This window comes from Shewanella xiamenensis (genome assembly GCF_024971755.1).
GTDB classification, from domain to species: Bacteria; Pseudomonadota; Gammaproteobacteria; order Enterobacterales; family Shewanellaceae; genus Shewanella; species Shewanella xiamenensis.
Map to the genome: position 1 here is coordinate 1,296,689 of NZ_CP079718.1, position 21,588 is coordinate 1,318,276.

The 21,588-nt window shown below is 47.7% G+C and carries 16 protein-coding genes; 6 read left to right on the forward strand and 10 right to left on the reverse strand.

Going from position 1 to position 21,588, the window contains the following annotated elements:
- The first annotated feature begins 20 nt into the window (after positions 1 to 20).
- Positions 21 to 341, forward strand: a complete 321-nt coding sequence (locus tag KXJ80_RS06870) for a cupin domain-containing protein (RefSeq protein ID WP_055647738.1) — start codon at positions 21 to 23, stop codon at positions 339 to 341.
- A gap of 3 nt (positions 342 to 344) precedes the next feature.
- Here the strand turns inward: KXJ80_RS06870 and KXJ80_RS06875 are convergent, their stop codons facing one another.
- The 4 genes from KXJ80_RS06875 to KXJ80_RS06890 form a co-directional block, all read right to left on the reverse strand.
- A complete protein-coding gene (locus KXJ80_RS06875) occupies positions 345 to 1,517 on the reverse strand; it encodes an AAA family ATPase (RefSeq protein WP_047533314.1) in 1,173 nt (390 codons plus the stop codon).
- 82 nt (positions 1,518 to 1,599) lie between these two features.
- On the reverse strand, positions 1,600 to 2,790 hold the full coding sequence (locus KXJ80_RS06880; protein ID WP_218738028.1) for a membrane dipeptidase: 1,191 nt from the start codon (positions 2,788 to 2,790) through the stop codon (positions 1,600 to 1,602).
- A 110-nt stretch (positions 2,791 to 2,900) separates the two neighbouring features.
- Positions 2,901 to 3,344 (reverse strand): SufE family protein, encoded by a 444-nt coding sequence (locus KXJ80_RS06885; protein ID WP_099457535.1) that lies wholly within the window; start codon positions 3,342 to 3,344, stop codon positions 2,901 to 2,903.
- A 51-nt stretch (positions 3,345 to 3,395) separates the two neighbouring features.
- The gene (locus KXJ80_RS06890) at positions 3,396 to 4,643 is read right to left on the reverse strand and encodes an aminotransferase class V-fold PLP-dependent enzyme (RefSeq protein WP_218738029.1); all 1,248 of its coding nucleotides are present in this window, start codon (positions 4,641 to 4,643) and stop codon (positions 3,396 to 3,398) included.
- A gap of 300 nt (positions 4,644 to 4,943) precedes the next feature.
- On the opposite strand from KXJ80_RS06890, the gene KXJ80_RS06895 reads away from it, so the two are divergent.
- Positions 4,944 to 6,644, forward strand: a complete 1,701-nt coding sequence (locus tag KXJ80_RS06895; protein WP_218738030.1) for a methyl-accepting chemotaxis protein — start codon at positions 4,944 to 4,946, stop codon at positions 6,642 to 6,644.
- Positions 6,645 to 6,772: 128 nt separating this feature from the next.
- On the opposite strand, the gene KXJ80_RS06900 is transcribed toward KXJ80_RS06895, so the two are convergent.
- Positions 6,773 to 8,389 carry a DEAD/DEAH box helicase gene (locus KXJ80_RS06900; protein WP_099457538.1) on the reverse strand — a complete coding sequence of 539 codons (1,617 nt, stop codon included), beginning with the start codon at positions 8,387 to 8,389 and terminating at the stop codon, positions 6,773 to 6,775.
- A gap of 407 nt (positions 8,390 to 8,796) precedes the next feature.
- On the opposite strand from KXJ80_RS06900, the gene KXJ80_RS06905 reads away from it, so the two are divergent.
- Complete coding sequence (locus tag KXJ80_RS06905) at positions 8,797 to 9,846, forward strand: DUF3626 domain-containing protein (protein ID WP_218738031.1); 1,050 nt, start codon at positions 8,797 to 8,799, stop codon at positions 9,844 to 9,846.
- A gap of 83 nt (positions 9,847 to 9,929) precedes the next feature.
- On the opposite strand, the gene KXJ80_RS06910 is transcribed toward KXJ80_RS06905, so the two are convergent.
- Entirely contained in the window at positions 9,930 to 10,448 is a 519-nt protein-coding gene (locus tag KXJ80_RS06910; RefSeq protein WP_055647743.1) for a type II secretion system protein, read from the reverse strand.
- 400 nt (positions 10,449 to 10,848) lie between these two features.
- On the opposite strand from KXJ80_RS06910, the gene cydD reads away from it, so the two are divergent.
- Genes cydD through cyaB form a run of 3 tightly spaced genes read left to right on the forward strand, consistent with a single transcriptional unit; the run spans position 10,849 to position 15,134 of the window.
- The gene (gene cydD / locus KXJ80_RS06915) at positions 10,849 to 12,774 is read left to right on the forward strand and encodes a heme ABC transporter permease/ATP-binding protein CydD (RefSeq protein ID WP_218738032.1); all 1,926 of its coding nucleotides are present in this window, start codon (positions 10,849 to 10,851) and stop codon (positions 12,772 to 12,774) included.
- Positions 12,771 to 14,522 carry a heme ABC transporter ATP-binding protein/permease CydC gene (gene cydC / locus KXJ80_RS06920; RefSeq protein WP_259474642.1) on the forward strand — a complete coding sequence of 584 codons (1,752 nt, stop codon included), beginning with the start codon at positions 12,771 to 12,773 and terminating at the stop codon, positions 14,520 to 14,522. The genes cydD and cydC overlap by 4 nt, the downstream gene beginning before the upstream one ends.
- Positions 14,523 to 14,549: 27 nt before the next feature.
- The gene (gene cyaB / locus KXJ80_RS06925; protein WP_218738034.1) at positions 14,550 to 15,134 is read left to right on the forward strand and encodes a class IV adenylate cyclase; all 585 of its coding nucleotides are present in this window, start codon (positions 14,550 to 14,552) and stop codon (positions 15,132 to 15,134) included.
- 50 nt (positions 15,135 to 15,184) lie between these two features.
- On the opposite strand, the gene KXJ80_RS06930 is transcribed toward cyaB, so the two are convergent.
- The 4 genes from KXJ80_RS06930 to putA all read right to left on the reverse strand — a co-directional run bounded on the left by KXJ80_RS06930 (position 15,185) and on the right by putA (position 21,451).
- Complete coding sequence (locus KXJ80_RS06930) at positions 15,185 to 15,364, reverse strand: helix-turn-helix domain-containing protein (protein WP_011623867.1); 180 nt, start codon at positions 15,362 to 15,364, stop codon at positions 15,185 to 15,187.
- A 94-nt stretch (positions 15,365 to 15,458) separates the two neighbouring features.
- The gene (locus KXJ80_RS06935; RefSeq protein ID WP_037421785.1) at positions 15,459 to 16,193 is read right to left on the reverse strand and encodes a DUF599 domain-containing protein; all 735 of its coding nucleotides are present in this window, start codon (positions 16,191 to 16,193) and stop codon (positions 15,459 to 15,461) included.
- Positions 16,194 to 16,881: 688 nt separating this feature from the next.
- Positions 16,882 to 17,634, reverse strand: a complete 753-nt coding sequence (locus KXJ80_RS06940) for a hypothetical protein (protein ID WP_218738035.1) — start codon at positions 17,632 to 17,634, stop codon at positions 16,882 to 16,884.
- Between the two features lie 622 nt (positions 17,635 to 18,256).
- Positions 18,257 to 21,451 (reverse strand): bifunctional proline dehydrogenase/L-glutamate gamma-semialdehyde dehydrogenase PutA, encoded by a 3,195-nt coding sequence (putA, locus tag KXJ80_RS06945; RefSeq protein WP_218738036.1) that lies wholly within the window; start codon positions 21,449 to 21,451, stop codon positions 18,257 to 18,259.
- Between the last annotated feature and the right edge of the window lie 137 nt (positions 21,452 to 21,588).

Here is a 21,588-nt window from a genome sequence, read left to right on the forward strand (position 1 = left end):
AGTCGAGATCTGGATTCATGATGCTACAAAATTTTTATCAGTCACTCCCAAGTGATCTTTCACAAGAAGTGTTTGAAACCCTTGCCGGAAATGGCAATGTGAAGATTGAGCGCATTATCTCCAAAGGCCATTCAACCCCTGAGGGTGATTGGTACGATCAAACACAATATGAATGGGTGATGTTGCTCAAAGGAGAGGCACAACTCGAATTTGAGCAAGGTAGATTGTTAACACTTAAACCAGGAGATTATCTCACCATCGCGCCCCATGAAAAACACCGCGTCGCTTCGACTTGTATACAGGGCGAAACCCTATGGCTGGCGGTATTTTATGATGCGTGAGGTCTAGCTGTTTTGCCATTGCCAACTGGGTGTATTGAGCAAATCCTGACCTAAGATTTGAGTTTGCCCTAGGGTTTTATCCAGAGCCAAAGTATTACATTCCTCAAACTGACTTAAGGCATTGATTAATCGATTAGCGTGTGACACTACCCATAATTGACATACCTCGGACGCCTTAGCGATAAGTCTCGCTAATGCGGGTAATAAATCAGGATGCAGGCTTGTTTCGGGTTCGTTTAACACCATGAGTTCCGGTGGTCTTGGAGTCAACAGGGCGGCAATTAACAGTAAATATCTCAGTGTGCCATCGGATAACTCGCTCGCATGCAGTGGTCTTAATAAACCTTGCTGATGAAATTCAAGTTGTAGGATCCCGCCCGCTTGAGGCGTGATACGAACCTTCGCTCCCGGAAAGGCATCGCTCACCGCATGGTCAAAAGCGCTCTTATCGCCAATTTCAAAAATAGTTTGTATAGCAGAGGGAAGATCCCGGCCATCATGGTGTAGCACGGGCGTTGCTGTGCCAAGTTGAGGGCGGCGGGCCGGAGCCTCGGCATCGGTTCTAAAATGATCATAAAAACGCCAAGCACGAATGCTATCCCTTAGCGTTAACACTTCAGGGCTGCGTTCTGGATCAGCAAGTTCGGTAAACATACTGTCACCGGTTTGCAGGTGTGCGCTTAGGGTAATCCAGCCTTGGCCATCTTGGCTGCGACTTTTCACCATAGGGCCGCGGCGCTCGACTAAGACGCTTGCTGGACGGTATTTTGCACCATTCCAAATCGCCTCTCGTTTGATTTGGGGATCTAAGCCAAAGAGGGTCGTCGAGTCGGGTTTGGGCAGGCCAAGTTCAATCAGATAACTAAAATCTTCGCCCGCAAAGCCTAGCTTTAGGCGTTTTGGCGCTTGCCTTACGGTCGCTTCGATGGGGGTATCACCTGCTAACATGCCCTTGGTCAGATTCTCAGGTCCAGCCCAAAAACAGGAATCTAAGCCGCCCTCTTGTGCTAAAGCATTGACTACGCCACCCTGCGCCGTTTGCGCTAATAGACGTAATGCTTTGTATAAATTAGATTTGCCACTACCGTTAGCGCCAGTGACGACATTAAGTCGGCCCAGGGGTAAGACGACTTCCCTTAAGGTGCGGTAGTTAGAGATGGCAAGTGTGGTTAGCATGGTTATCCTGTTAGGTTTCCCATCATCCTAGAGTAAGCTGTCTTGGAGCTGTTATCTAAGTACCAGTTATGCGGTGATGGATTTAGATTAATACTTGATTTAACACTCGTTGCCAGTTGCCGCCCATAAAGCGGTCGCGGTCGGTCGATTTAAATCGGGCCTTGGCTAGGGCATCATCAATCCGACTCATGCGTTCGATATGGTTTAACTCAGGAATGACTACATGCCTTGGCTCGGCATCAAAGCCTAATACTTTTTTGGCCCTTAGGCTGTACCACCAATCCTGATATTCCTTAATGCCTTGGGCATTATCGTTATTCAGGGCTAACAGATTTTCTTGGCCTCTGAGCGGAAAATCGTTGGCGATGGCCACACAATCAACTCCACCTATACGTGCAACATATTCTAACTGACGAATATAGTCATTGATCGTTGGGACGGCCTTATTGGTGAGCCAAAAGCTCATCATAAAGACACCAAAAACACCACCTGAATTAGCAATAGCACGGATCACTTCATCTGGGCTACAACGGGCATGTTTAACGATCCCGCGCGTCGCGCCATGGCTTTGAACGATTGGCGCGCGGCTCAGTTTAGCCACATCTAACGCGGTCTGGGCGCTTGAGTGGCTCACATCGATTAATATATTGGCTTGGTTGAGTTTTGCGATAAGCGCTCGCCCATGATTCGTCAGCGGTTTATTGAGTCCGCCATTGGCATCGTTATCTAGCGCTCCGCCCGCAAAGGTATTGCCATAATGGTGAGTGAGTTGCAGTGCGCGTAGGCCTTGGCGATGAAACTCATCGACACGGGCCCATTGGGTGGCATCACTATCATCTTCAACACAGTCCGCACCTTGGATTTGAAAGAAAACTGCCGTACGATTGCTCTCCCTCGCAAGCTGGATATCGCGTCCTGTTAAGCCTTGTAAGAGGATATCGGGATGCTCGCTCACCCGTTTTGCTGCTTGCTGGATGCTGTCCATGCAGGCTTTGTAGGTTCGCTTGTAGTTTAAGGTGCCGTCTGCTTGTTCAATGGTTTCAATGGCGGATATATCACACAGAAAGGCATCGAGGCCTGAGGCGCGAACATCGGCTAAATCATCGGGCAAAAAGGATAAACCATCGATATATAAGCGCCGTGCACGTGGCGGAAGCGGCGCGGCAAGACTAGAGAAACTGGCAAAAGGGCTTAATGCACTGGCGGCGCTCAATCCAGTAACTGCACTGAGGCCTTTGAGCAGAGTTCGGCGACGGTGATTGATAGCCTTCATGGACGTGCACTCTCCTTTAGATTAAGCTCATTTGTACTTCTTTATACCCTGTTAAAGCATAGAAGTCTTTGATTAAATCCCTCTTTTATCTATTTAACCCGCAGATTGATTTAGGGTTTTGCCGCATCAATCATTGCCTTAGCTAAGGCATGTAAGCCGTTGGTACGCGAGGGACTTAATTGGCCCTCTAGCCCTAATTGTTTGAAATAGGCGGAAGGGTCGAAGGCGAGTATCTCGTCGCTTTGTTTGCCGTGACAGGCACTCAACAGTAAACCGATTAACCCCTTCACGATGCGCGTATCACTATCGGCCAGAAAATAATGCTTACCGTCTTGTTCAATATGGTACAGCCAGGCATCACTCTCGCAGCCCTTCACTTGAGCAGACTCAAGGTGAAACGCATCCGCTAAAGTGGGTAAGGTTTTACCTAGTAACATGATTTGGCGATATCTTTCCTGCCAGTTTGGCGCCTGCTCAAACCGTGCTAGTAATGTCGCTGCATCCTCAACCTGATAAGCAAAATCGGTTGCTGGAGGCATGATTGGCAATGTCATGGGGAACTATCCTCTTTTTATCTGTTTTGCTGATGGCTTTAAGGATAAACCTTAGAGTAGCAATTCTTTAACTGAGGCCAAGGCGGCAATAAAGCGGTCGATATCGGTTTTATTGGTGTAGATACCAATCGATGCGCGGCAACAACCTTTAAGGTTAAGGGTTTGCATTAAGGGCATGGCGCAGTGATGGCCGCAGCGAACTGCAACGCCTTGTTGATCTAATAAAATGCCCACATCCTGATGATGTTCATCGGCAAGGTTAAAAGCGACTGTGCCAATATTATCGCGATGCGCGCCATACAGATGCACATCGCCAAGGGCGCGTAGTTGGTTTTGCAAATACTGAAGCAGTTCAGCTTCATGGGCTTTAACCTCTGGCGTGAGGTGTTGTTGCAAAAAGCGGAGAGCGGCGCCAAGGCCAATCACTGCACTGATCGGCGGTGTGCCAGCCTCTAAGCGATTAGGCAAGCTGCCAAATTCGGTGCCATCAAAACTAACGCGTTTGATCATTTCGCCGCCCGTAAGCAGCGGTGTAAGGGTATCGAGTATCTCGAAACGGCCATAAAGCACGCCAATGCCCGTCGGGCCGTACATCTTGTGGCCGGAAAACACATAAAAATCACAATTGATGGCGGCCATATCAACGCTTAAATGTGCCACGGCCTGCGCGCCATCGACTAAGGTGAGTGCCCCTTGGGCTTTTGCTTGGCGAACTAACTCCACCATCGGATTTACCGTACCTAAGGCGTTGGATACATGGCACAGGGCGACAACCTTGGGTTTCAGTTCCAGCAAGGCTTGGTAGGCATTTAGATCAAGTCGGCAATCTTGAGTCAGCGGAATCGGTTTAATGATAGCGCCCGTGCGTTTGGCCAATTCTTGCCACGGAACAATGTTGGCGTGGTGGGCGGCGCTGTCGATCAAAATCAGATCGCCAGATTTAAGTTGTGGCGTTAAGCCAAACGCGACTAAGTTGATGGACTCAGTAGTGCCGTGGGTGAAAATGATTTCTTCACGGCGTTTGGCATTGATAAATACCTGCAATTGATCGCGCACCTTCTCGTAGCTAGAAGTGGCGCGCGCCGACAACTGGTGCGCCGCACGGTGCACATTGGCATTGTCGTATTGGTAATACTGTGCCATTGCCTCTAACACACACTGCGGCTTTTGACTGGTGGCCGCAGTATCAAGATAACAAAGGGGATAATCGCCCAACATTTGCGAGAGGGTGGGAAATTGCGCGCGGATTTGGCTATGGCTATCGGGCAATAGCGTGTCGGTCGAGGTTGAGTGTGTCATCTAGGGCTTAACGCAATAAAAAGGCGTTGGGATCTTCGGATATCTTCCCGTCGAATGCAAGTTTTCACAGGCGTTTATGGCATCCCAACGCTTATTTTCCCACTCTCTTATTATGGCGGTTTAGCTTAACCAAGATTCAGTCTCAAATTTCTCCTTATGCTTAAGTCGTAGACTCAAACGTTAAGTTTGCAGATTGCCACTATTTTTGTTTAGTCATGCTTGCTCGTCACTGCAAAGCGAAAAACTCCGACTATGCTAAATAAAGACAAATAAGACATTGGCAGTTGGAGTAGCATCCTTATGCTTGGCTTCTTAAGAGATTTGCAGATCAGATATAAAATGGGCAGTTTAATCGGCATTATGCTGCTACTGATTCTGTTATTAGCAGGATTTAGCTTGCTTAAAATGAAGCGGGTTGCCGATGAAATTCACACAATTGCATTAGAAAACATACCATTAGTGAAATTATCGAATGAAGTTACTATCTTGCAGCTTGAGAGTTCGATTAGCCTTGAGAAGGCTTTCAGAGCCTCAGAGATACCCGTTTCAGCGCAGGAGCGATTAATTGACGGCTTTATTGGTGAAGTGATTCAACATAAAGAGCGGATTAATAATGAGTTGATGTCCACCCAAACCATGCTCAATGAGGCGCTAGCATATCCCCAATCTTCAGAGTTACGAGATAAAACACAACAGTTAACCCAAGAAATTACCAATATTATTCGAGTTTATCGAGATTACGATCTAAAGCTTGCCACCGTGGTCGCCGCAATCCAGCAACGCACTAATCTTGCGGCATTGGTGCAACAGGTGAATGAACTTGAACAAACCCAAGGTGAATTTAATACCCAGCTAAGCCAGTTTGCGTTGCGTTTAGAGCAAATGACACAAACAGCAGACACTGTTACCGAGAACGAAGAGCAAGACGCCATTTACGGCTTAATAGTTATTTCTTCTATCGCTTTGATTTTAGGTTTAGTTATCGGAATCGCCTTTAGTCAGTACATAGTGCGTTCGATTATGCGCCTGCGGAATGCTGCATCCATGATGGAGTCGGGAAACTTTAGCCGAGAATTAACAGTAGAATCGAAAGATGAACTGGGCGAGCTGACTATTAGTATGAATCAAATGGCCCTAACCCTCAGTAAAACCGTTGGGCAAGTGATTGGTCGCAGTGAAGAAATCGCATCTATGGTTACAGAGCTTAATGCTGTAGCTGAAAATAACCGTAAAGCGATACTTAGCCAGCAGGAAGATACAGATCAAGTTGCCACCTCCATGACCCAAATGGCGGCGACAATTACTGAAGTTGCTAGCAGCGCCGAGAGTGCATCCTACTCCTCTGGACAAGCGGAAAGCCGAGTGAAAGAAAGTTGTGCCGTTGTTGACGCGAGTGAGAAAATTGCTCAGCAATTAGTGGCTAGCGCTCAGCAATCCAGTCAACTGATCCAACAGTTACAGGCCAGTACGGGTAAAATTTTAAATTTTGTGTCTGTAGTTGATGCGATTGCAGGCCAGACCAATTTGTTAGCTTTAAATGCCTCTATTGAGGCGGCAAGAGCGGGTGAGCAAGGTCGAGGGTTTGCCGTGGTTGCCGATGAGGTTCGTGCATTGGCAACTCGTAGCCAAACGGCTACACAGGAAATCAGTGAACTTATTCAAACTTTAGTGCTTGATGCGAAATCAGCTGTGGATTCATTTGGTAAAAATGAATTACAAATCAAAGACTCCTCTCTATTAGTCAATCAAATCAAACAAAACTTGTTTGAGATTTCGGATGCCTTAACCCAGTTATCGCAGGCTAATGCGCAAGTGGCTACCGCGAGTGAGGAACAAGCTGTCACGGCTGAGGATATCAGTGAACGGCTCAATACCATACGGGATTCAGGTGAGTCGGTGCTTAGCAGCGCTTTTGAAACGGCTAAAGCTAGTGAGTCACTCTCCCAACAGGCAAATTCATTACGTGAAGCGATGCTGCAATTTAAGGTGCGCACAGTCTAGGGATTTAGCACTATCGCTATCAATTTGTTTAGTAAAATAAAAATGCCCAGCGCTTAGGCTCTGGGCATTTTTATTGTGCATTTTGGGATAACTGGCTGAAGCTTAACGGCGATTATTAGTTAACGCGATTAAGGCTTAACACGATTCGGGCGGTTATCTGCGCGATGTGAGTTCTGTTTCGGCTCATTCGAAGCCGGTTTTGCACTCTGTGGATTGCGGCCTTTGGGCTGCTCTTGGCGGCGTCCATCATTGTTTGATTTGTCGCTTCGTTCTGCATGGCTACGTTGCTGTGCACCTGAATGCGGTTTCGCTTTTGCATTGTTCCCCGCCGTTGCACTGTTAGTTGTGCCGCCATCGCGCTGAGGATGCTTACTCTTTGGTTTTGGCGAGCGTGCAACTGCTGCCTCGGTATTATGATGTTCATTGCTGTTGCGTGATGGCGTGCTGTGCTTATCGTGGCTGCCATCTCGAACGCTTGATGTTTGAGACACATCACGGCCAGAACCAGATCGTGGGGCAGGTTTTCCTGCACTGCGGTGTTTACGCTGGCTTGCCACGGCTTTTACTTTATGATTTTTGCCTTGGGGAGTGAGCGTTGTTTCGGGCAGCGCATGCACTGGGCCAAAACCTGCAACTTCTTGGCGCTCGAGCACGCGGTTAATTAATCGCTCAATATCTTTAAGCAGTTTAATTTCTTCGCTGCTGACTAATGAAACGGCTTGGCCTGTGGCGCCAGCACGGCCGGTACGGCCAATGCGATGCACATAATCTTCAGGCACGTTAGGTAAATCAAAGTTAACAACTTGCGGTAACTGATCGATATCTAAACCGCGGGCGGCAATATCGGTCGCAACCAATACGCGAACTTCACCGCTCTTAAAGTCGGCGAGGGCTTTAGTGCGCGCACCTTGGCTTTTATTACCGTGGATCGCGGCAGCGCTAATGTCGGCTTGGATAAGGCTCTTCGCGAGTCGGTTTGCGCCATGTTTAGTACGCGAAAACACTAACACTTGCTGCCAGTTTTCCTGTTTGATGAGTTGGATCAGCAGGGCTGATTTTTGCGTTTTATCAACGGGGCAAATCCATTGTTTAACCGTCGTTGCTGCGGCATTGCGCGGCGTGACAGAAATCTCAACCGGATGATTGACTAACCCTTTTGCAAGCTCACGGATCTCATCGGAGAAGGTGGCTGAAAACATCAGGTTTTGTCGCTTAGCGGGTAAGAGTGCAAGGATTTTTTTGATATCACGGATAAAGCCCATATCCAACATACGATCCGCTTCGTCGAGCACTAAGATCTCAAGTTGATTAAACTTCACCGCATTTTGTTGCACAAGATCTAATAGTCGCCCTGGTGTGGCAACTAACACATCAACACCATGACGTAATTTATTGATTTGCGGGTTGATAGGCACGCCACCAAAGACCACAGCTGAACGCAGTGGTAGATATTTACCATAGGTTTCAACACTTTCGCCAACTTGTGCCGCCAGTTCCCTCGTAGGAGTTAAGACTAAGGCGCGAGTTTGTCCTGACTTGGCTTTTTGGCCTTTAGCGAGTAATTCCAGTAATGGCAGCGTAAAACCTGCGGTTTTTCCTGTCCCCGTTTGGGCCGCCGCCATGACGTCTTTGCCCGTTAGTACAGCTGGAATTGCCTGCGCTTGGATGGGAGATGGCGTGTCATAGCCCTGTTCGGATACGGCTTTTTGGAGTGGTGCGGATAAACCTAAGGCGGAAAAACTCATTAATGGATCTCTTGTGGCAACATCGCATCGTTGCTTTGGTATAGCCTGAACGGCGGGCGTGCAGCTTACATTAACAGGGGCTTCAGTGCTACGACTGAAAGCATTTTGTTGTATAAAGGCATAAAAATCCTATTTCATTAGTGGCTAATTTATCGACCTATCAGTATCTTGTTCAGTATTTAGCGAAAGATCACGTTTATGTTAATTTGATTGCTTATAAGTAGTTCAACTTGGGGTAAAATTAACAAGATTCCTCAATAGGTTGCCAAAGTGTTGGCCAGACATATTCATAAACGGGATATGTAAAGATTCGCGGGATGTTTTTCCGTTTGCAGGTTGAATTCTGCACCATTGCATTCTTAAGATAGTTCTGCTCAGGAATATTAACGCCTCATGGCGGGTGGATTATGACAGCAATACAGCATATTGAACGCCTTGCACGTGGGCGAAGTGAGCAGGCCGTGGCTGTGATTAAAAACGTGCAGCAGATGTCGAATATTCCCATGCATGAGATGCAGTTAGCACTCAAGCAATTATTTCAGTGTGGCCGCGTTGCACTGCATTTCCATCCCGACAGAATCGACAGCCGAGGTCTAACAGTCGCCGAAGGGCTTCTACGTGACGGGCAATACCGTAGTCAGTTCGAGACTCATATTTCCAATGGGCAGTTATCACCTGAGCTTGGAGGACCAAGGGATCATTGGGAAAATCAGCTATTTGGCGATGTGTATAAAGGAACCAAATCCCGCCCTAAGTATGGCGCTTTAGATTTAGGCATGTGGCAGGATGGCCCCGCCCCGCGTTTTGGCAGTTGTTATCTGCTCACCCACTCACAATTGCTCACGCGTTCGACCTTTACTTACCTTGATTCTTACCGTAATCCTAAGGAAAAGGGGACATTATCTTGTTTTGATGATGTGCTAGCGGCACTGCTGACCGAGAGTTTTGAGCGCCACTATGCCTTGGGTAAAGCGGACTTTAAGCCTCTAAATGTGATCCATTATTTGGCGCATCAGCTTAATTCGTCATTGCTTACTCGCTTTGAACGCCCGATGTCGACAAATCTTGATCATTATATCGAAGCGCAAATTCACGGTGACGTGTCACTCGATGAAGATATTGCCATGCTGGTGGCCGATCCGAGTTTTAAAGGGACTGAAATCGGGGCAACGTTAACTAAGTTGTGCGACCGTTACGATATTGAGCTGCAATACCATAATGGTTTTAGCCTGCATATGGCACAGATCCCTAGCGATTTCCGTGGACCCACTATGCCATCTCTGGCCGAACGTATTGCGATTGACGACAGCGTCGATGCTTATGCCATTGGGGTTGCTGCGCGGGATTTATATCATTCACCACAACACTGGCGAGATCGAGGTAATCGTGCTCAAGTAGCCCATGAACTCAAGCTACTTTGGCATGTGTTAGTCAAATACGGTGGTATTCAGCCTTAGCGCGGAAATAGGGTCACTAAATATGGTTACATGCGCACTATTGACGTTTTGATTGCGCCCAAAACGTCAACAAGCCTCAGTCATTAGCAACCTGTGTCAACCTTAGTATAGGTCGGAACACCTGTTGTCTCCCATTTATAGTCTATATAACAATTGGTTGCAGATACCTCTGCTTGAGTAGGGGTCGCCAGATTTAACTTTTGCTTTGGGGTTGCAATGACTTGATAGGTGCCGTTGGATGTATAAATACGGTAGGACCAATCATTCACGCTTAAGCCAGCGGCATTAAAAATTTCAGGTGGTGTTGTGTAGCCCGCACTAGGTGCTGTGCCACTACTGCTTGCGGCCCAAGGTTGGTAATTCTCGCCCCGAATACCATCAAAAACCACACGATTAGTCGTACCTGTGTTGGCGATTTCTGATTTTGCCTTGAATAAGGTGACCGCAGACTTCATTGATGCCAATGCACCCGACAACTGACTTTTGTACGCATCAGACTGTAAATTAACAAATTTGGGGGCAGCCACTACAGCCAAAATGCCCAAAATAATAATCACAACAACAAGTTCTATTAACGTGAAACCGGAATGTTTGTTTGTCATTGCTATCTAACTCCTTGAAAATTATTCCTATCTTATCCAACAATTTCGCTAATGACCAGTTAGCTAATATTTTAGTCTTTATCCTCGTTAAATAGGGTTATCCGTAATCAACAAAGATTTTTAAGTTTGATGATATGTGAGAGTGCGAATACGTGGTTCTAGATAAGTGTTTATAGGCGTGAAGTATTTATCTGTGTGAGCTAAATCTGAATTTATTGATCATCATCGCATTTTCGTGAATCTTTTAGCAAAAGATACGTCCAAGGTTTCATCTGTTGGGGATGCCTGCGATACTGCGTCCCTATCGAACCTTTTCGCTTATTGCAAGTCCTTGGCATTGATTGGTAAGCGTTAGATCGATTTCTACAATTTACTGCAGTGTTGGTTTTGTTGGAGCACCATGGATAAGTCGTTAGAAAAGTCCCTTCTTGTTTGGCTCAAGTCGCAAAAAAAGGCCTGTGGCTGGTTTCTTAAACTTTCGGTCTGGTGTGGAATATTAAGTGCTATTGCATTGATCGTGCAGGCTTATTTAATTGCTACTCTCCTCGATGGTGTGATTATTGGTAATGGATTGCTCGGATTAGGCGCCGATAGCGCTCAGACTGTTATCAGAGCGAGTGATTATCTGCCGCATTTTATGGCCTTGATTGGCTTAATGTTATTGCGAGCAATACTCGCCTATGGCCGCGAGCGCGCCAGTTTTGAAGCGGGCAAACGCTTACGCCAACAGATCCGCGGTGCGGTAATGGATAAGTTAACTCGGCTTGGCCCCGCGTTTATTAAAGGTAAACCAGCAGGCAGTTGGGCGAGCATAGTCTTAGAGCAAGTGGAAGATTTACAAGATTTTTATGCCCGTTATTTACCGCAAATGACCCTTGCTGGTGCGATCCCTTTATTGATCCTCATCGCAGTGTTTCCCATCAACTGGGCGGCGGGGCTGATTTTGCTATTAACCGCGCCACTTATCCCGCTGTTTATGATCCTTGTCGGCATGGGCGCGGCCGATGCTAACCGTAAAAACTTCAATGCCTTAGCCAGATTAAGTGGCCACTTTATGGATAGATTGAAAGGGCTTTCGACCTTAAAACTCTTCTATCGGGGTGATGCTGAACTTAAGGTTATCGAAAAAGCCTCGGAGGAGTTCCGTAGCCGTACTATGTCTGTGCTGCGCATGGCCTTTTTAAGCTCGGCGGTGCTAGAGTTTTTTGCCGCGGTATCGATTGCCGTATTGGCGGTTTACTTTGGTTTCAGTTATTTAGGTCACCTCGATTTTGGCTACTATGGCGCGCATGCTCAACTTGGGCCTAATGCGAATGAAGGTTTACCTTTCAGCCTGTTTGTCGGCTTGTTTATCTTAATTTTGGCGCCTGAGTTTTATCAGCCCCTTAGGGATATGGGCACTCACTATCACGCTAAAGCGCAGGCGATTGGCGCGGCCCAAGCATTGATGACGCTGCTGGAACACCCTGAGCCAGATTTTTCGCAGGAAAAGATAGGGCAGCAGACGCGACTCGATAAGCTGACTCACCTTAGCGTAAAAGATCTAGAAGTCTTTAGTACCGATGGCAGCCGTTTACTCGGCCCCATCAGTTTTGAGTTGAAGCAGGGCGAACATTTGGCTCTGGTTGGTCCAAGCGGCGCCGGTAAAACCAGTTTACTCAATGCCTTATTAGGATTTTTGCCCTATAAAGGCAAGCTGCTAATCGATGGGGTTGAGCTTGCAAGCCTAGATCTTGCCCATTGGCGACAGCAGTTAGCATGGCTTGGACAGGAGCCGCAGTTATTCCATGGCACAGTGCGAGAAAACGTCGCCTTAGCCAATCCCGAAATGACGGATGAGCAGGTTTGGCAATTGCTAGAGCAGGCCAATATCCATGAGTTTGTCCGCAGCCAACCCCTTGGTTTAGCCACGCCGATAGGCGAGCAGTCATCGACCTTATCGGTCGGGCAGGCGCAACGTATTGCGCTGGCGCGGGCATTGGGTCAGGCGGCGCAGGTCTTTATTCTCGATGAACCGACGGCAAGTTTAGACAGTGTCAGCGAACAACTCGTTAGCCGCACCTTAAAAGCGGCGATGGCGGGTAAGATGGGCATTATGGTGACCCACAGAGTCGATCAGCTGGACCATATGTCGTCCATCCTAGTGCTCGATAAAGGCGAGATAGTCCAGCGGGGGGATTTTGCGACGCTGTCAACTGAGGCGGGGTTATTCCAAACCATGTTGCATGAAAATACTGAATCAGTAGCCGATATTGGGCTGGAAACGCCCATGCCCCATAACCACAGCGATATCGCGTTAGGGACAACAGGAGGAGCAACACAATGAAAATACTCCTTCCCTTTATTCGGTTGTTCTCCCACCAATGGTTGATGATGGCCGTTGGACTTGTGCTCACCTTAACCACACTCATGGCGGGGATTGGTTTATTGTCGCTGTCGGGGTGGTTTTTATCGGCGACGGCAGTGGCGGGATTAACGGTTATCGGCTCCCAATCCTTTAACTTTTTTACCCCCGCAGGTGGCGTGCGTTTCCTTTCTATCGCGCGAACGGCCAGTCGTTACGGTGAGCGTCTCGCTACCCATGAGGCGACCTTTAAATTACTGACTGAACTCAGAGTTTGGGCCTGGCGAAAACTCTTCCCACTCAGCGCTAAAAATCTGCAAGGTTTGCGCCGTGCGGATATGCTCAACCGCCTCGTGGCGGATATCGATACGCTCGACCATCTGTATTTACGATTGTTGACGCCGATGGCGGCTTCCTTGCTGATGACGGCGTTGTTATATCTATTCCTTGCATGGTTTGATGCCAAGCTAGCCTTAAGTTTATGCTTGTTTTTAGTGGTGATTTGGCTGCTGCTACCACTGTTGTTTTATCGTCTCGGGCATGCGCCTAGCCGCAATATGCTGGAGACTAAACGCCAATATCGAGTGCAGTTACTCGATATATTACAAGGCCAAGCGGAGCTGAGTTTATTTGGTGCAAACGCCAGATACAGACACAAGCTCGATGAGGCCGAGCAGGCGTTATTTGCTAGCCAAGGGGCGATGGCGAATATCACCGCCTTAAGCCAAGCCATGCTGATCCTAGCGACGGGCTCGGCACTCATCATGATGCTATTTTTAGCCGCCAATGGCGTGGGCGATGCTGTGCCTCCTGGCCCGATGTTCGCCTTGATGGTGTTTGCCACTATGGCCTGCGTCGAAATGATGATGCCAATCGCGGGCGCTTTCCAACATTTGTCGGGCTGCGTGCTGGCGGCGACACGAATCCACGAAATCACCGAGCAGGAAAGCGATATTCGTTTTAGTACAGATACAGATCTTAAGGCGACCTTTGGTGGATTGCTGATCCGCGATATCCAATTTAGTTATAGCGAAAGCCAGCCCGTACTTCAGGGCTTATCCCTCGAGATAAAGCCGGGCCAAAAGGTGGCGCTATTGGGCTCCACTGGCTGCGGTAAATCCAGTTTATTGTCCTTAATTACCCGAGAGTGGCAGTCGCAAAGCGGTCAGATTTACCTTGATGGTCATCAATTGAGTGACTATAGCGAGGGCGCATTAAGATCGGCGATGACAGTCGTGAGCCAGCGGATCTATCTGTATGCGGGCACGCTGCGGGAGAATCTTGCCATTGCCTTGCCTGTGCCAGAAGGGCAAAAGCGTACCGCCAATGACGAGCGTTTTATCCAAGTATTACAGCAGGTTGGTTTAGGTGAGTTACTCAAAGGCGACAAGCCATTAGATATGTGGATTGGTGAGGGCGGCCGGCAGTTATCGGGCGGTGAGCAGCGCCGAATTGGCGTGGCAAGGGCATTGCTGCGTGATGCGCCTTTGTTACTGTTAGATGAGCCAACCGAGGGCTTAGATAAGCGCACCGAGCGGGAGATCTTAAGTTTACTGCTTGAATTTGCAAAGGATAAAACTCTGCTGATGATTAGCCATCGTTTAACGGCGATGGCCAAGATGGACCAAATTCACCTTATGGCTGAGGGTAAAATCGTTGCTTCAGGAAATCATCAAAGTCTGCTCAAGGAATGTGCGGCGTACCAGGCTCTTTATCGTCGATTAGGTTGAACTAGGCTGTAATCATGGAGATAGTTGATGAATAATTTTATGCCTGCACAGCTTGCGCCGCAAATTAACGCTCATTTTAACGGCAAGTTTGAGGTTGAGCTTAAGTATCGGCTTACAGACCGTGAAGCCTTTTGGGCACGCCTAAGCACCAAATCCCCCGAGGTGATGCTCGAGGATAATCTTGAGCATGACTGCTATTTTGATTCGCCCTCAGTGTCGTTAGCGGCGGAGCATAAAAGCCTGTGTATTCGTGAGATGCAGCCCTCTGGCATCATGCTGTGGATTGTGAAAGGACCCGAGAAAGACCGTTGTGAGGCGGTCAATATCACGGATGCCATTAAAGCCAAAAGTATGCTACGGACTTTAGGTTATCAATGTGTGCTTGAGATTAAAAAACGCCGCAGCGTGTATTTTCTCGGGGAATTTCATTTAACGCTTGATTGGCTCGAAGGTTTAGGAGACTTTGCCGAGCTTGCAATCATGACTAATGACGAAACTAAGTTGCCCATCTATGAAGCGCAGCTCCTCGCCTTAGCCGCAGAGCTTGGGCTAGAGGAATCACAGCGGGAGTTTTTATCTTACAAACAGTTACAGATGGCTATACAAGGATAAGCGAGGCATCCCAAGTCCATTTGGGGATGAATCGACAAAGGCGCGGCGGCTTATCTTCCTAAGCGCTGCGAAAAGGCTAAGTAACGTTTGACCTCTTCTTCGGGGAATCGCAATTCTTCACCGTCTTTGACGCTGCTGAGCAGGTTTTCCCGCGCATAGCGTTTGATAGTTGCCGGACTCTTATCTAGCAACTTGCACACTTCATCCACTGTTAACAGATTATCACTCATGGTTCACTCCCATTATTGATTGGTGATTAACCCAATGAGTATAGAACAAGAATTAGACTGCGCTTTACTGGCGCAGTCTCAGGCTAAATGACGACTACTTGGATTGACGCTGAGTTTCTCGCGCTTGGTATTCGGTTCCTAAATGTGCCTTCGCAGCGGTAATGGCCATAACAGCACGGGATTTAAATTCGCGGCGATAGAGGGTGACCACCACAAACAGGCTAGCCAAAATAAATAGGATAGGGTGCACGAACCAGCAGAGCACGGCCATCGAAAAGTAGTAAGCCCGCAGGCCATAGTTATAGGAGTGGGCGGCTTGGTCTTGCACCGTTGCCATTTGCCGCGCATAGGCTTTGAGGTTGTCGTTGGCGCCTTCGCTATCCATGGGACCCGCGCCTATCATCACGTTCACAAAGCCGTATTGGCGCATCGACCAGGTAAATTGGAAAAACGCCATCACGAAGATCACCACCAACAGCGCTAACTTCACTTGGACTAAGGAGTGGTTCGGCGGCGTAGCATAGGGAATCGTAGCAATCACGGCTTCGAGGCGTTCAACCTGGGCAAATAAGGTTAGTACCCCCGCGAGCACGAATAGCGTAGTCGAGGCAAAAAAGGCAATATTACGCTCAAGGTTCGCTAATAACGCCGCATCGCCAACCCGCACGCCTCGAGTCATCAGTTCAAGCATCCAGTAGATCCTGTGCTTGTGCAGGCCACGGGCAATACAGTCGGTATCCTTCGCCTTACGTCGGGCAAAGGCGGTATAGCCAGCCCAAGAAACGATAAACCACGTTAATGCAGAAATATCTAATAGCGAGAATGTCATAGTTGCCTTGAGAAAGTGACTTTGAGAAAGTAAAAAATCGGTTGATTGAATGGCGATTATGAAGGTTTTTATCTCTTAGGCGCAATCCCCTCATATCGCTTTCAAATCTCGCCTATTCACAATTTGAAGCCGCTCACATTGGCTTTGAAACCTCTTGCTCAGTGAGACTCAATTTTGAGGAAATTCTTGTCAGGTAAGTGAGTGAGAAAAATGCGTTGGGGTTATGTCACGAATCTCGAATCATGGCCTAACGGCCGAGGTGAATCAAAGTCGTGGGGCTTCACCCACACCCGATAATCATGCTGGTTTGCTTAGTGTTTGAATTGGCTTGGTTATCGCGGTTAGTCTATGAGTAATTGCGGCCTGTCGGCCGAGGTGAATCAAAGTCGTGGGGCTTCACCCCACACCCGACCAAGGAGGACTGCTCGTCCTATCCTCCTTGGATGCTCCAAGACGCCCCTAGCGAAGTTACATGCATTGGTTAGTGGCTTAGTGCTTATTCAAAAATCACTAACGCTTCCGATGGTACATCCTGTACCCCGAAAGCTAGCGAGGCATCCATGCCTCGCTCACGCGATTTTCTTCAACGCCCTTCAGCAACTTCGCAGGGGAAGGTGAACTCCTGACGCAACTGTGCGAGCTATTAATCCCTAAAGAGCTGTGCCTATCCTGTCTTTTTTTGTAGAAGCTAGTCTGGTTTTTTTATGCCTTTGTCTTTTTTTTCATTGGCAAGAGCAAGAACTCCTGCCGAGAGAAGGAATTTATTATCTGGTAGGGTTACTATTGGACAAATAAGAGTACCATTTGGATTTACTATCAATCCTTCATTAACATAAAAATTGCTAAAGTCACTTAACCAATATCTCCATGCGAAGCCACCAAAGACAAATGTTATATATTCAAGCCCTAAAAAATTGATTGCCGTACTCCTTGGCTTAAATATGGAACACTTACTATTTATTAATTCCTCTGTAGATGTTTCATCTAGTGGATCTAGTAGCCATCGCTCCATAAAACATGGAAGCTGCTGTGGTTGTAATGGCTTCAATGCCATTAAATGATTCCTTAAAAGTTCTAGTTGCTCTGCTCCAAGATTTACATGCTCAAAAAATTTTAGTGAACTAATCGCAGCTCTCCATAATACTGACATTTGGAAAAGTTTTAGTTTGCTAAAATCAATATTCTTGAAAGTGATTTGGTTGTGTTGTTTTGCTGTTGAAACATTAATATTTATGGGGTTTTTAAGGATGAGAGTTATAACATAAGACTCAAATTCATTTGAAAATTTTTGCTCACATTCCCAACAAAGCAAATTTTCTGAGTAACTGCATTGCTCGAATGTATTTTTAATAGTAGAGATTTCAATATACTTTCCAGGATCATTCTCATCTTTTTTTATATGACGAAAAAATGCATTTGGAATAATGTGTGATTTTTGCAAGTCTTCATTTATAAGACAAAGTTTGCACTCATATCATCTATCGCTCATTTAAAAGGAATATTTTTTTAGATTTGTTATCTATAGTAACAACGCGTGTAGTGACTTGATAGGCTAATTTATTGAAACATTTATGGTCAGCTCTAGCTTACTAAGGTCAATGTCCTGTTTTTTCAAACTTCATTTAGATTAATAGAAAGTTGAGATAAGGTCAGGGCTGGCATTGCTCGATTATTAATGGTTGCACCAAATCAAGCATTGTTGCGCCAGTGACCTTCTAAAACATGGATGTTTTAGTAGAGCCTACAGGGACGTATTCACGGCGTGTCACTGGTGTAACAGTGCAAAGGCCTGCGGCAGGCAATGAGGGAATACGATAGCTAGAAACCATTATGCCGCCTATTAGCACCTCGAACCATTACCGAAACTACTGCCCAGTATTCAGACAGATAAAGTCCCAAAGGATGAAAAATTAAGCGACGACTGAAAGTTTAACGGCAGAAAAGTTCAGGGCGCCACTGATTCCAGTGCTCATTTCTCTCATTGAATTTAGGTCTAAGCATTCATTACCCAATAAAAAAGCCAGACAGTGTCTGGCTTTCGTTTATCAATAAGTCGTTAGGACTTAGGCGTCGCTATCACCCAGTGACAACAGGGTCGCGTTACCACCGATAGCGGTGATGTTATTAGTGCGAGTCTTTTCAGTCACGAAGCGAGTTAAGTAGTGTGGACCACCGGCTTTTGGACCAGTGCCAGATAGACCTTGACCGCCGAAAGGTTGTACGCCAACGACTGCGCCGATTTGGTTACGGTTGATGTACACGTTACCTACGTTAACCTTGTCAGCGACTTCGAGGGCGTGGCCTTCGTTACGACTGTGGATACCTAAGGTTAGGCCAAAACCTGTGCTGTTGATTTCATCGATCACATGGGCAAGTTCAGATGCCTTGTAACGGATCACGTGCAGGATTGGACCAAAGTGTTCTTTTTCAAGCACTTTGATTGAGTCGATTTCAACGGCAGTCGGCGCTACAAAGTGGCCATGCTCGGTACCCGCTGGCAGAGACATTTGCTTGATCAACTTACCCACTTGCTTGATGTGGTCGATATGGGCGTCAAGGTTAGCCTTCGCGGTCGCATCGATAACTGGGCCTACGTCGGTTTTCACTGAACTTGGGTTGCCAATCACTAACTCATCCATCGCACCTTGCAGAACATCGATAACGCGGTCTGCAATATCTTCCTGTAGGAAGAGTACACGCAGCGCCGAGCAGCGTTGACCTGCACTGGTGAAGGATGAAGACACTACATCGTTAACCACTTGTTCTGGCTGAGACGTAGAGTCAACCACCATAGCGTTTTGACCACCAGTTTCGGCGATTAACGGAATGATTGCGCCTTCACGGTTTGCCAGTGTGCGGTTGATGAGTTTGGCTGTGCCCGTTGAACCGGTAAAGCATACGCCACCGATGCGCTCATCAGCCGTCAGTGCGTTACCTACGGTAGCGCCAGTGCCTGGTAGATATTGCAGCACGTCCGTTGGAATACCCGCTTGATGTGCTAACTGCACTGCACGGTAACCAATGATAGACGTCTGTTCAGCGGGTTTTGCGACCACAGTGTTACCTGCAGCGAGGGCTGCTGAGACTTGGCCTAAGAAGATAGCTAATGGGAAGTTCCATGGGCTGATACACACGAACACACCGCGACCTTGGAGGAAGAGTTCGTTTAACTCACCCGTTGGGCCTGGGAGCAGTTCAGGTTTTGACATCAGCTTCTTAGCTTGCACCGCGTAGTAGCGGCAGAAGTCAACGGCTTCACGCACTTCGTCGATACCGTCTTGAATGCTCTTGCCCGCTTCACGGGTACAGAGGGCAATCAGTTCTTCGCGGTTTTCTTCTAACAGATCCGCCAGCTTTTGCAGGGCAGAGGCGCGCACTTCAACCGGAGTACGAGTCCAAGTTGCAAACGCCGCATCGGCAGAGGCGACAGCTTGTTCGATAGCCGCTTTGTCGGCAAAGGCCACTTGACCCACGGTTTGGGTGGTATCGAATGGGCTCACCACGGTTTTGTGCTCGCCAGTTAAGGTTTGACCATTAACCAGAGGGCCCGCTTGCCACTGCGTCGATTTGAATTTGTCTAAGGCCGCGAAGAATGGCTCTGCTTCTGAAATGATGTTCATATTGAGTCCCTTGGAATTTTTGCGATCGCTACCGAATATGTCGGTAGGTAAAACGATTTTGTTGTTAGCCAGGGTTTTGTAGCCTGTCAGGGTTTTCAGTGGGTGAACCACTAAAGACTCGATAGGGGTTTTCGGGTCGACCAGCTTGTGTACGAACGAGGTGTTCGCACCGTTTTCCAGCAGGCGACGCACTAAGTAGGGCAGCAGATCCTTATGGGCACCGATTGGAGCGTAGATACGTACCGCTTTCGCGCCAGCTTCCGACAGAATAGTGTCGTACAGCTCTTGTCCCATGCCGTGTAGACGTTGGAATTCGTGGTTACGATCGCCCGCCATATCTGAAATCGCGGCAACGGTTTGCGCGTTGTGGCTGGCAAATTGTGGGTAAATCGCGCCGCGGGTGGCGTCGGATAACAGGTAACGCGCACAGGCTAAGTAAGATACGTCGGTACCGGCTTTGCGGGTGTAGAGTGGGTAAGCAGCTTCGCCAGCTTGTTGTGCCCATTTCAGCTCGCTATCCCAGTAGGCGCCTTTCACTAAGCGAACGGGGATTTCGTCGCCTTGCTCTTTCGCCAGGCGAGTTAACCATACCAGCACAGGCAGGGCGCGCTTAGAGTAAGCTTGAACAACGATACCCAGTAATCCCCAGCCTTTAGTGGCTTCAGAATTAAACAGTTTTTGGAACAGCTTTAATGACAGTTCGAGACGGTCAACTTCTTCGGCGTCGATAGAAATACCGATATTTAACCCGCGCGCGAGTTTAATCAGGCGAATAACAGTGTCGTACAGCTCGGTCAATACACGGTCTTCGTTAGCGACTTCGTAACGTGGGTGCAATGCTGACAGCTTGATAGAAATGGTTGGGCGTGGTGATTCACTTTCGTTATAGCTTTGCGCGCCTAACTCGGTAATCGCATTGGCATAATCGTTAAAGTATTTTTCGGCATCTTTACGCGTTAGCGCGGCTTCACCCAGCATATCGTAGGAGTGGGTGTAACCTAATTTACGCTTGTCTTCGCTGTTCTTGAGCGCTTCTTTCATGGTGCGGCCGAGAACGAACTGCTTACCCATGATCTTCATCGCCGCCATCATGGCTTGGCGGATCACAGGCTCACCTAAACGATTGACTAAACGGCCTAATAGGCTACTCGGGCTGCCGTCGATTTTTTTATCTAAGCTAACAATTTTACCGGTGAGCATTAGGCCCCAAGTGGAGGCGTTAACCAGCACTGAATCGCTCTTGCTTAAGTGTTCATCCCACTTAGCACCTGAAAGTTTATCTTCAATCAAGGCGTCGGCGGTAGCCGCATCGGGAATACGCAGCAGGGCTTCGGCTAAACACATCAGGATGATGCCTTCCTGAGTCTCTAAGCTGTATTGCTGCAGGAAGGCATCGATGCCAACCATTAAGCCTTTTTTCTCAAATTGACGAACTTTGTTTACCAGTTCGTGGGCACGACGAGTGACGCGCTCGATGGCTTCATCACTGGAGGGTACTAGTTTGATTAGCTCTGACAAGTATTGTTCTTCATCGACAATGTAGTTGTCGGTGACGGCTTTGAACAGTTCGTCGAGATTGGCAGAATCGTAGCGGCCTGCCAGCACTTCACTCGCTTTGAACATAGTAATCGCTTCCATCTTGGCCAGTTGTTTTCGGCTCTATTGTTGAAACAAAAATGGGGGGCGCGAAACGCATTTGATATTTTGTATACAATATGAAGCTTTGCGCGCGCAGATTATACAACCAAAATGTGACGGACAACACTATAGCGTGA